The sequence below is a fragment of the Rheinheimera sp. F8 genome (assembly GCF_001518915.1).
Window position 1 is genome coordinate 3873278 of the sequence record NZ_CP013656.1, and the last position, 11955, is coordinate 3885232.

Here is an 11955-nt window from a genome sequence, read left to right on the forward strand (position 1 = left end):
TGGTTAATAGTGCTAGTGACATCCGTGTTTCCGATCAGCTTAGTTTTCGCTTCACAAGTATTTACAAATACGGGCGGACCTCAAATCTATGTCGTGCCCGAAGGTGTGACATCCATTCATGTTGAGCTGCATGGCTCGCAGGGCACCGTGCCGCAAGGTGTAATTGCTAATGCCGGTAAAGGTGGGGTTGTCACGGCCACTATCGCCGTAACACCCGGTGAAGTATTACAGTTGATGGTCGGTGATACCTTTGGTTTTAATGGTGGCGGTGGCGGCAATGTGAAAGGTGGCGGCGCGACAGATATCCGTCGTCCGGCATTCAGCACAGTGACATCTTGTGCCTATACGCTCACTTGTGCGCTTAATCACCGTATTGTTGTTGCCGGTGCTGGCGGGGCAGCTGGTTCTTTTAATGGTAGTCATGGAGGTGATGGCGGCCTTGTAGCCACAGCAGGTACAAGCGCTGGTACAGGTTCTACCCCAGGTGAGCCCGGTACTGCCAGTGCAGGTGGGGCTCCTGGTACCAACGGTGGTGGTGGCGCGGAGGGGTTTGCCACTGCTGGAACCTTGGGTGCTGGTGGGATTTTAGGTTGGAAGCCCAATCATGCCGGTGGCAGTGGCGGCGGAGGTTATTATGGTGGCGGTGGTGGCGGTGGCGCCACCGATACCGGCGCCTCAGGTGGTGGCGGTGGTTCATCTTGGGCCGCTGATGCTAGTGCGGGGGTGAGTAATGTGGTATTTACCGATAGCGTAAATGCCGGCGAAGGTAAAATTATTGTCGATATCCCCAGTGCGATCCCAAATGCATCCTTTGCTTTTACTGGTGCACCACAAACTTACACTGTTGAAAGTGATGTAACAGCTCTCTCGGTAATGATTGCTGGTGCCCGTGGTCAGGCAGCGGGTGATGTAGTGTTTGGCCGTTTACCTGTTACACCCGGTATCCAGCTGGAATTGGTATTGGGCGGCCGTGGCACTGAGCGCGCACCGGCTATGGGAACTGGTGTACTTACAGGTGGCGAGGGAGGCTATAACGGAGGCGGTGATTCGCTGTTATTAAACTCCTCTGGTTATGGCGGTGGCGGTGCCAGCGATTTACGTGTTGCCCCTTACAGTCTGGATGATCGGATTGTGGTCGCGGGCGGCGGTGGCGGCGTCTATGGATTCTTTGTTCAATTTGGCTGGTTTGGTGCTGCCGGCGGTGCAGAAACCAATGGTGAAGGAGGAACCAGTCATCGGAATAGCTGGGAGCCTCATGGCCGGGGCGGCTTGCTGACTTCGGGGGGCCAATTGCTTCTGAACTGCCATATTACCTGTGAGCCAGATCCGGAGGCTTCGCCTGCAACCAGCGGACAGTGGTTGACCGGCGGTAGTGGCGACAATGAAAACCGGGCAGGCGGCGGCGGTGGTTACTACGGCGGGGCAGCAAACCACGGTGGAGGTGGCGGTTCATCTTTTGCGACCATTTCCGGGCCGGACTACACCAGGCAAGGTGTGGGCAACATTCTGGGCCAGCCCGGAGCGATGATCCAACATACCAGAGGCACGAATCAGGGAGATGGCTTTGCAGTGCTTGCTGCAATGCCAGTTGCCATTACTGGCGCAGTGTCAGTACAGGATGACAATTTTCTTTTTGCCGGCACGGTTAATCCTAAACATTTTGCCACTAACCCGATTTTGTATCTGGGTACCAACCAGCAGCAGGTCATTGAAAGCAGCAGTTCAACAATTCAATTAAGAAACTCTGAAAATCAAACCTTGCTTGCAGGCAATCATGTGCAAAACGTTAGCGGTACGGTAGGGGGAGCTCAGGTTCCAGGTACATACTACTACAAGGTCTGTGCACAAACTGTTGTTGGTTTGTCGTGTGGCAATGTTCAGTCAATGACCATCACAAGCCAACGAACTATAACTTTTGATAGTGCGGGAGGAAGTCCGGTAAACCCGATTACAGCCAGCGTAGGTAGTGCTATTCCTGTGCCTGAATCGCCAATAAGAGAAGGATTTACCTTTAATGGTTGGGAGCCTGCTTTACCGACCGAGATGCCAAATAATGATATAACAGTCACAGCACAGTGGAGTATTAACCAATACACAGTGAGTTTTGACAGCAACGGCGGCTCGGCGATTACGCCAATCACCGCAAACTTTGGAGCGGCGCTCACCGCTCCGGCCGCTCCAAGCCGTGAAGGCTATACCTTTACCGGCTGGACCCCTGCCTTCCCGACCACCATGCCAAGCAGCAATCTGACGCTGACAGCACAGTGGAGCATTAACCAATACACAGTGAGTTTTGACAGCAACGGCGGCTCGGCGATTACGCCAATCACCGCAAACTTTGGAGCGGCGCTCACCGCTCCGGCCGCTCCAAGCCGTGAAGGCTATACCTTTACCGGCTGGACCCCTGCCTTCCCGACCACCATGCCAAGCAGCAATCTGACGCTGACAGCACAGTGGAGCATTAACCAATACACAGTGAGTTTTGACAGCAACGGCGGCTCGGCGATTACGCCAATCACCGCAAACTTTGGAGCGGCGCTCACCGCTCCGGCCGCTCCAAGCCGTGAAGGCTATACCTTTACCGGCTGGACCCCTGCCTTCCCGACCACCATGCCAAGCAGCAATCTGACGCTGACAGCACAGTGGGAAATAAATATCTATACGGTACGCTTCCTGGATTGGGATGATTCAGTGCTTCAAACGCTACAGGTTGAGCATGGACAGCCTGCAGTGATCTCACTGGTACCAGAGCGCGTTGGTTTCAGCTTTGTCGGATGGAATGCGGATTTATCTGAAATTACCGGGGACTTAGACGTAAGAGCAATGTATGAGGAGCTGTCTTACCTTGTATCAGTGAATGTAACAGGTGCTGGCCAGGTCATGCCTGCCAGTCAAACCGTGTTATATGGCCGGGTTGCAGAGTTTACATTGCAGCTCGTCAATGAAAACGATGTGGTCGTCGTTCACAGCAATTGTGGTGCAGTCTATACGACGGGGCAGTTGGTAACCGCCGGAATACTGGCAAACTGTACCATTTCGGTGACGGTGTATGACCCCGTACAAATTGAAGCCGACAACACCTCGGCCGGGCCTGTTAACCAACTGCGCCACTTCCGGGTATTTGGTGGCAGTGGCAGCCAGCATTTGTTAGAAGCGGATCGCACTCGTGCTGATCATACGGTGTCAATGACTGATGAAGAAGTTCAAACGGTACTGGTGCGTCTGGATGATGGTAGTTATCGCTTTACGGCGAGCAGAACCGGACGCTATACCTTCCGCTTTGTTGATGAAAATAGTGGTGAAGTTGTCGACATCAGTTTTGATATTCTTCCTTACTTAGCCTTCACATCAAGCCAGCAACAAATTGAACCCGGTCAGGTATCATCTGTAGCAGTATGGCTGAGTGATGAGGCAATCAATTATCCGGTGACTGCTGACTTTATTCTGGCCGATGCACAGTTATCTGCTGAGCGGGTTAGCCTAGCTGAAAAAGATGATTTACGTCAGGCTTATACAGTGTCTGCTTTGCAGAATAATGCAACGGTCAGAATTAACCCTGTAGATATAACGAATGCGCTGGCCGGCACACCGGACACGCATAAACTGGTGGTGTTAGATGAGCCAGCCCCTCTCTCATTGCAGGGTAAGGCGTTGCAATCTGGTGTACAGACTAATGTGATTAGCAAGCGTGATGGCTTGGTACACCTCAATGCTGTTGAGCTGAATCAAGTGCAGGTAACCTTTGCCTGGTCGGCAGATGATTTGCCGCTGCAAGTGTCAGGCGATGTTGCCACCTTTGATCCGACGAATGTACAGCTTGGCAATTACACAGTATTGATTACAGCAACAGATGGCCGTCGTAACGGACAGTATCAGTTATTACTACGGATCATTGATGACTGCCCGTATGCCAGTTGCTCGACAAGTAACGGTATACCGAATGAGCGCAATCCATTAAGGGAGTTCAAAAATCGCCTGCCTTTGTGTCCTATTATCGAAGAGGGAGATAACCGGGTTGATAATTGTCAGGACCAGGGGGTAGTTTTTGCTGAAGTCCCCAACTTATACACCTTATCGCTGGGGTTATTTTCAGGCGATATGTCTTGGAACAGCGATCAGTTTGGTCTGGCGTTGAATGATGGAGCTTTACAGGATGCCGGTTTTACGCAGGTAGGTTATACCGTCAACCTGGATATTCTGGGGCTGTCTGTACCAGGCGAGTCTGTCCCCGTGATGATCCCGCTACCGGTTGGTACTACTATCCCTGCTAATGCTGTGTGGCGTAAATTTACCAGTATGCACTGGCATAACTTTGTTGAGGATGACAACAATATCGTGCAATCGGCAAAGCGTGATGCTTTGAATCAGTGTCCGGTTGTCTCCTCTGACGTATGGGAAGCAGGTTTGGTTGAAGGCTATGGCTGTATCCGCCTTATTATTGAAGACGGCGGTCCGAACGATGATGATGCACAAGCGAATGGTATTATTCGTGATCCTGGCGTATTAGCGATATACAATAGCTATTCGCTGACTTTTGACAGTGCTGGCGGTAGCACTATTGCACCGATCACACAGTTATTTGGCAGTGAACTGATAGTGCCGGATCCGGTGCGTGAAGGTTATACCTTCTTAGGCTGGTCCCCGGCCCTACCCGCAACAATGCCTGCTGAAAACATGACATTAACGGCACAATGGCAGGTGAATCAGTATCAGATCCAATTTGAGACTGCAGGTGGCCAGGCATTGGCACCTCTAACCCTGGCTTTTGGCAGTGCGATATCGCCACCAACACCGGTGCGCCAGGGCTATACCTTTAAAGGATGGAACCCGGTATTACCGGCGACTATGCCTGCCAGAAATATCCAGGCCACTGCACAATGGTATGAAAGTAATGTCGCAGTAACGTCTACCGGAGGAAGTATGCACGTCTCATTGTTGTTAGGTTTAGCTATGTTAGCCTGTGTTCGCAGAATAAAGCGGGTGACTTCGATGGTACTGCTGGCGTTATTGCCAGCAGTGGCACATGCTAGCAATGACTGGTTTATAGAAGCCTCTTATGGTGTGGCTGAATCAAAAGGAATGAATAAACAGCTTGCTCTTATCAATGCTGATCCGCAGCTATCAGGTAGTGTGGCAACACTGCGGCAAAACAGTGATCCTGGATATCGTCTGGTGTTGGGCTACAGGCTACAGCCCAAATGGTACATAGAGGCCGGTTGGGCAGATTTAGGAGACTTAATTATTGCCTATGACAATTTGCCGGAAAATACACAGAACAGCCAATTACTGGCGGTACAACCTCAGAGAGGCAAAGGTATAGAAGTTGCCACCCGTTTCTATCTGATGGAACAGAGCACGTTTAAACCCTATCTGCGAGCTGGTGTACTGTTTAATCGTGAGCGCAACACGCTTGACTGGATAAGCAGATCAGACAAAGAGAGTGGCAATGACCAGAACTTTTCGCTGGGGGTAGGTTTGGATTATCAACTGAATGAAGCCTTTGATTTAAGTATTTCCGCTCATAGCTACAATACCAGAAAAGCAAAAACGAACTTGTTACTGCTTACTGTCAAATACAGCTTTTAATTGTGTGAGCCATAGACGCCGATTGATAGTATAACGGTGTCTATGGCTCTTGGTTAAAACAAGGCTCCGGATATATCAGGGTGAGAGAGTCAGTGTTCGTTTTTAAATCAGCTTGTTTGACAATCGAGCTGGCCAGTACGAAAAACAATACTATACATGTTTGATTCGTTTCGAAAATGCACAAACATCCGTTCTGGCTGGAGCAACTTTTAGGCGAATTCAGGTTAGACCATCCGGCCTTTAAGGTGACCCGCTTTGATATTGCTGTGGATGTTTTGCAACCCTTATCCCAGCTGGCGATAGACAACCCTGCCAGCCTAAGTTCGGGCAAATTTTTTGACCCTGTAGGTGCTAAATCGACATTTTACATTGGTACTGAAAAATCCCCGCTGCAAATCTGTTGCTATGAACGCGATGACGACTACCGAACCCGGATTGAATTCCGCTTCCGGCACAAGGTGAAGTTGCATCTGCTGTTGGAAGACAGCCGGTGGCAAGCAAGTTTTGCTGCGCTGAAAGTCTATGACATGGACAAAGTGAAGGCTGAGCAGAAAGGTGAGTTTGCACCATGGCTGTTAGCATTCATTACCGCCAGTGGCTTGAAAGCAGCAATGAGCACACTTCCCGTTAAAGAACGCAAGAAGTTGGCAAAGATGCTGTCGCCTGCCGAGCTGGAGGTTTATTCAGCGAAGAGGGTGCAAGCCAAGGCCCGCCGCCGTTTAGCATGGCTGGTGGCGGCACTGACCAATGACTTTTCCAAGTTGGAGCTGCCAGACGAGAAACAACTGGAACGCAGCTTTGATAAAGAATGGGCCAAGCTGACAGCAGGCTTCTAGCGACGGAGAACACAGCCATACAAATGCGTCCGGATCTCGGAAAATTTCCCAGGATCGGACGCATTAACTTGGCTATAACCAGCTGTGGTGTTAAACAACTGAGTAGTAAATATGCGAATTACAAAGAAAAAACCTGCCAAAAAGTCGTTGTCAAAAGTTCCAAAGAAATCCCGCCAAAAGGATATTACTGAACTTGTTACGGTTACCAAGACCGTGGCCAAATACAATATTGGGGTAGGCCTACCTTATGACAATTTTAAAGCAAAAGATTGGTTAGAACTGAAATCTCCAATTGAAGCTTACTGCACTAAACATGAAATGCCTAAAACATGGCAACGCTTAGAAGAACGTCTGAGCGCTCTGCAATCAGCTCTTGATGTCAAAGACGATAAGGCGAAGAAAAAGGCACACAAAGCTTTGGAGGAGTTTTTCAGCAAGTGCAGTGACAAACCCAAAATCGCCAAACTTGCTGACCTCCTGCCCGAATATCTGGAGCAGCAACGGAAAGTTAAGAAGATTGAAGTTAAAGATTTTGTGAAAAAAATGTTCCTTGAGAAGTACAAAGAACTGAAGAAACCTCATGGCTTTGTCAGCCAGAGCGACTTCATTCAATACCTTCTGAGTAAAGAAGACTAAGCCCCGCACCCCGCCTATCCGTAGCAAAAATAGGCCATTCAAATCCAACCAAAGCCAGTGCTACCATGGTGTAGCACTGCGTTTCTAGCTTTATCCCTTCGCTCGACACATCACTATCAATCACATACTACTGAGGTAAGCTATGAGTACAGCTAGCCCTTATGCGCTGTATATCGGCCGCTTTTCGCCTAACAGTCGTCGTTCTATTGCATCGCAGCTCTTGAGTCTGTGCAAACTGATGCAGTGGGATGACGCTGAGCGCGAGCAGCGGCTTTATCAGGTGGACTATGCACAGGCCATGGTCATTCGTCAGACGCTGACTGCCGCTGGCTGGTCGGCTCGTTCTATTAATCGCGCCATGATTGCCGTGCGCGGCATTGTGAAAGTGGCGGTTCTGCAAAACTTAGCCAATCAGCAGCAGTTGGCTCAGCTCGAATCTATTGCTCAGCTTAAACATGGTGAACATCAGGGTAATGCCCTGACCACCAAGCAGGTTGAGCAGTTGTTTTACCAGTTGCGTGCTGAGTTAACGCCGATTGGCTATCGCAACCTGTTGGTGTTTGCCTTGCTGTTAGGCACCGGCCTTCGGCGCAGCGAACTGGTGGCATTGAATCTCAAGGACTATGACAAGAGCCATAAGACCTTGTTAGTTCGTCATGGCAAGGGCAATAAAAGTCGGGTGCTGTATTTACCGGAATGGTGTCTGGAGTACATGCAAGCGTGGCTAAAAATCCGTTCAATGGTCGATGGCTATTTGCTGTGCTCGGTCTATGCCGATGGCAAGGTCAAAGTGCAGGAGCCGATGCATGCGTCCACCGTCTACCGGCTGATTAAGCAAAAATTGCAGGATATTGGGGTGGAGAATGGCTCACCTCACGATATGCGCCGCACCTTCATTACCCGTTTATTGTCGCAGAGTGTAGATATCAACACTGTGCGTCAGATGGCCGGTCACAGCAGTATCAGTACCACCATCATTTACGATAAGCGCGACCATGAGTTTATGAAACAAGCGGCGGCTGCGCTTAACTACCGGAGCAAGCCATGAGCGCGCCAGTTCGGGGGCTGGCGTACAAGTACTATGCGTTAGCCTCTCAGTATGCGTGGGTGTTGTTGGACAAGGTGTGTCTGGAAGATATGCAGGCGCTGCTCACCCCGTCCTTAGCCTTCAAAATCACCGGCAAAGCCCTCAAAACTTCAGGGAATGTCAGTAAAGACTCTTTGGCTAAGGGGTTTCTGGGGGCAGATGATTACCCCAAAGTCACAGCACTGCTGCAAGCAAACATCAAACGAGTGGCCGAGCTGTTCGGCTATCCAAAGGACTTTCTGCCAGCCCTTGAGTTTATTGTGGTGCTGAACCTGAACTCTGGGCTTAAAGACCTGCTGTACCAGATGGAGCTGAATCAGCTGGAGCTGGATTACGCCGAGATGGTGGCCGAGCACTTTGACCTCAACCGCTATGACATGCTCGATGCAGTGTTAAAGCTGGCAGGACAAGGTGTGATGGTCGCGTCTTTTGATGATGAGCTTCATAGCGTGACCATTCCTGGGCCTATCTTGTCGCATCTGATGTCCCGCCCTGTCGAGAGTAAGGATGATTTGCTCGGTAGCCTTCTGAACAAAAGCCCAGAGCCTTTATTTGGCTTGGACGCATTCCCGCAGGCCAATACGGATTTGCTGGCGCTGTATTTAGACAATGCCAGCCGCAAGCGGGTCTTGGGGGTCAGTGTCTTGCTGTATGGCGAGCCGGGCTCTGGCAAAACGGAGCTTGCCCGTTCACTGGTAGCCGAGTGTGGCAAGGTGCTGTATGAAGTACGCAGTGTCAGGTTAGAGGATGGCCGGTTGTCGCAAGAGCTGGATGCTCGGTATGCCACCAAACAGCGTATTCAGCACTTTGCGGCACTTCAGGCGATATTAGCCGGAAATCCGGATGCGGTATTGTTGGTCGATGAATGTGAGCGCTTGTTTATCGACGCAGACACCCATTACAGCAAGGAAGCGCTGCATCGGCTGATTGAGTCCTGCCCTGTGCCGGCCATTTGGATAACCAACCATGTGGACTCACTGGAGAATAGCTACATTCGCCGGTTTAAGCTGGTGCAGGAGATTGCGTCCCCTGACAGTTCAGTCCTCAAGGGCATCGCAAAACAAAGCTTTGCTGGTTTAAAGCTATCCGAGAAGACCTTTAAAGAAATGGCGGCTATCCCGAACATCACCCCTGCCATCATTGGTAATGCCGGTCATGTGGCTAAAGTTGTGGCCGCGAAGGGTGAGGTGGCGAAGGGGATTGTCGATGAGGTGATAGAAAGCACCCTGCAAGCCTGCCGCTTATGGGAAGACAACCTTGAGTACCGCCAGCAACTGAACTTTGACCCAGCACTTTTAAATATTAAACAAGGCACCGAGCCTTTAACCCAAATCCGCCATGCCGTGAAAAAAGGCCATTCGGTACGGGTGTTACTCTGCGGTCCGCCTGGCACCGGCAAAACAGCATTGGCCTACCACATGGCTGAGCAGTTTGATTACCCCATCAAACGGGTGAAATGCTCGGATGTGCTGAGTAAATACGTCGGTGAAAGTGAAAAACAGGTGGCTGAGCTTTTTCAGCAAGCGCATGACGAGCGGCAAATACTGCTCCTCGATGAAGTGGACAGCCTGCTAACCAGTCGGGACCGGCTGCGCAATCAGCATGAGCTACAGCTTGTCAGTGAGCTACTGACGCAGCTTGAGAGCTTCACGCAGCCGCTCTTTGCAGCAACAAACTTTGACCAGTCGCTAGACAGAGCTGTGCTTCGCCGCTTTGACTTCAAGCTTGAGTGTGACTACTTGAGCGCTGAGCAAGCGATGACGCTGTACAAGCGCGTGCTGAGCGTTAAAACGCTATCGAGTGACGAGCGCGAGAGACTAACTGCACTCAAGTACTTAACCCCAGGGGATTTTGCCATTCTCGCAAGACGCCTGACCTTTACGACTCATTCCAACCCGCGTCAATCGGCACTTTCGCTGCTGTGCGACGAAAACCAACGCAAGCAACCCTCGTCAGGCATTGGCTTTATCCGCTAAGCCCTGACACTCCATTATAAGGTGAATGTTATGACCACATTATTGAGCACGCTCAAGGTAATCGACCGTCCAAAAATCGAGCCCAAACCACCGATTTTAGGCAAACGCATGAAGCTGATTGAACGGCTGGACGAACAACTCGCCATGGCCCAGTGCATGCTGGCGGGTGAAGTGTTCGAAGCCTTTAAAGAAAAGGTGGTGAAGCACCCTGAAACCGGTGAACGCCAGACCATTCGTAAACGCAAAGCCGTCCGGCCTTGGTACTACGACAGCAACAACCACTACTACTTTGAAATCAAGGTCGGCCTGAAATCCATGGAGCTGGATAAAGGCAAAACGGCCATTGATGTCGGGCCTAAAGAGAACTTGCTGGAAGTTATCAGCACCATCATTAAAGCGGTGGAGAAAGGTGAACTGGATACACATATTCTGGCGCTATCGCCAGCCAAAGCGCCGAAGCTTAGAAACCGTAACAAGAAACCCGACTAACACCACACCAACCCTGTATCAACAAACAAGGCCTGTCCATGCATCAACACCATGCGGCAGGCCTTTTGCTTTTTAGGAGTACCACCATGCACATCACAACCGACAATCTGCCATTACCTGTAAGCCAGAAACTGACCGACCTGCTTAAAGAGGCGCTAAAGGGCAAAGACCTCACCGGTAAGACCAGCGTCACCCTGAACTTCAGAGACCAAGACTACAGCGCCGAGAAAGGCGGTTACCATCCGGTGGAGATCATGCTAAAGCGCAAAGGCGATGAATGGCACATCCTCTACATCACCGACTTTTGTTTTGCCGGTATCGGACCCTATGCCGAGCTGGTCAAAGACTTGGATTTTGATTTTGGGGCGGGCGTGTTTCAGACCCAGTACGGGTATTACCGGATAGAGGAGGCATCAGACATCTATCCAGTGTGGGAGCAGAATTTCATAAGTTACTGGCATGACGTTGAAGTATTTGAATGTAAAGTGGCTACCTGACGTAGCTGCTTTTTGTTACCGTTCTGCTGAGTTGATTTAGCTAAAATTTAAACCCACTCTTACCCGAGGCTTTCTGCGTAAATTATTCCAACAGAGTCGATAGCCTCCGATACAATCATCTTGCCAACTGAGGCAATGGAATATACCCCGTTTGGTAAGCTCGTGGGGTAATCACTTCAATGTGATAACCGTCCAAATGCGTCGCAGTTGCGTTGGGCCGATAAGTAGCTCCTTTACGTACTGCACGATTATCTGTTGTGCCTATCGCTTTTTTTATCTGTAATGTATCAGTTGCAATACCATAATGTAAATTTACCATTGCCAACAGATATTTCAGAAATACCTCTGAATTATTAAGCTGTTTTTGTGTCGCTTCCTGTTTCGGTTTATCCGATTTAAGATCAAAGACTAATGCATATGGCCTTTCGCCCACTTGCCACAGGATAATCAGGTCGCAACCTTTATTCACCCCCTGGGCATTAGCAACGTCGACATAAGGTGATAGCTGTTTAAACCATCGGTTTGCTTGACCACCTGGCTGATAATCTAAAGTAAAGGCAAATGCATTTTCAGGCACATTGGTTATATATAGCTTCTTAATTTTGCTGTCAGCACCGTCTTCTTTTAGTAATAGCTCTTTCCTGACAATGTCACTCTCGATAACAACATCAGGATTGATGATCTCCTTCATCGCAGCCAGCATGCATCACTTGTAGTGGCACACTGAATTTGGCCACCTGATTAGAGGTGTTATGCTACGCCTCGTAAGCAATTAGGTGACATGATGAACAAAAAGACAAGACCTACATTCAGCCCTGAATTTCGTCTGGAATGCGCCCAACTGGTCC

At 50.0% G+C, this 11955-nt stretch carries 8 protein-coding genes; 7 read left to right on the top strand and 1 reads right to left on the bottom strand.

Features of this window, described 5'->3' with window-relative positions; translation table 11 throughout:
• The first annotated feature begins 24 nt into the window (after positions 1-24).
• The 7 genes from ATY27_RS17240 (at position 25) to ATY27_RS17270 (ending at position 11107) form a co-directional block, all read left to right on the top strand.
• The gene (locus ATY27_RS17240; RefSeq protein ID WP_208931830.1) at positions 25-5586 is read left to right on the top strand and encodes an InlB B-repeat-containing protein; all 5562 of its coding nucleotides are present in this window, start codon (positions 25-27) and stop codon (positions 5584-5586) included.
• 176 nt (positions 5587-5762) lie between these two features.
• Entirely contained in the window at positions 5763-6422 is a 660-nt protein-coding gene (locus ATY27_RS17245; protein WP_208931831.1) for a hypothetical protein, read from the top strand.
• 111 nt (positions 6423-6533) lie between these two features.
• Entirely contained in the window at positions 6534-7058 is a 525-nt protein-coding gene (locus tag ATY27_RS17250; protein ID WP_208931832.1) for a hypothetical protein, read from the top strand.
• 142 nt (positions 7059-7200) lie between these two features.
• Positions 7201-8106, top strand: coding sequence for a tyrosine-type recombinase/integrase (locus ATY27_RS17255; RefSeq protein WP_208931833.1), 906 nt, complete (start codon positions 7201-7203; stop codon positions 8104-8106).
• Positions 8103-10121 carry an AAA family ATPase gene (locus tag ATY27_RS17260; protein WP_208931834.1) on the top strand — a complete coding sequence of 673 codons (2019 nt, stop codon included), beginning with the start codon at positions 8103-8105 and terminating at the stop codon, positions 10119-10121. The genes ATY27_RS17255 and ATY27_RS17260 overlap by 4 nt, the downstream gene beginning before the upstream one ends.
• Positions 10122-10151: 30 nt before the next feature.
• Complete coding sequence (locus ATY27_RS17265) at positions 10152-10610, top strand: DUF6641 family protein (protein ID WP_208931835.1); 459 nt, start codon at positions 10152-10154, stop codon at positions 10608-10610.
• An 86-nt stretch (positions 10611-10696) separates the two neighbouring features.
• Positions 10697-11107, top strand: a complete 411-nt coding sequence (locus tag ATY27_RS17270; protein WP_208931836.1) for a DUF2787 family protein — start codon at positions 10697-10699, stop codon at positions 11105-11107.
• Positions 11108-11222: 115 nt separating this feature from the next.
• On the opposite strand, the gene ATY27_RS17275 is transcribed toward ATY27_RS17270, so the two are convergent.
• Positions 11223-11798 carry a hypothetical protein gene (locus ATY27_RS17275; protein ID WP_208931837.1) on the bottom strand — a complete coding sequence of 192 codons (576 nt, stop codon included), beginning with the start codon at positions 11796-11798 and terminating at the stop codon, positions 11223-11225.
• Positions 11799-11955 lie beyond the last annotated feature (157 nt).

What these genes read in the sequence shown, in the direction of transcription:
- ATY27_RS17250 (WP_208931832.1), top strand. Translation starts at nt 6,534, where the DNA reads ATGCGAATTACAAAGAAAAAACCTGCCAAAAAGTCGTTGTCAAAAGTT.
- ATY27_RS17245 (WP_208931831.1), top strand. Translation starts at nt 5,763, where the DNA reads ATGCACAAACATCCGTTCTGGCTGGAGCAACTTTTAGGCGAATTCAGG.
- ATY27_RS17265 (WP_208931835.1), top strand. Translation starts at nt 10,152, where the DNA reads ATGACCACATTATTGAGCACGCTCAAGGTAATCGACCGTCCAAAAATC.
- ATY27_RS17275 (WP_208931837.1), bottom strand. Translation starts at nt 11,798, where the DNA reads ATGAAGGAGATCATCAATCCTGATGTTGTTATCGAGAGTGACATTGTC.
- ATY27_RS17270 (WP_208931836.1), top strand. Translation starts at nt 10,697, where the DNA reads ATGCACATCACAACCGACAATCTGCCATTACCTGTAAGCCAGAAACTG.
- ATY27_RS17260 (WP_208931834.1), top strand. Translation starts at nt 8,103, where the DNA reads ATGAGCGCGCCAGTTCGGGGGCTGGCGTACAAGTACTATGCGTTAGCC.
- ATY27_RS17255 (WP_208931833.1), top strand. Translation starts at nt 7,201, where the DNA reads ATGAGTACAGCTAGCCCTTATGCGCTGTATATCGGCCGCTTTTCGCCT.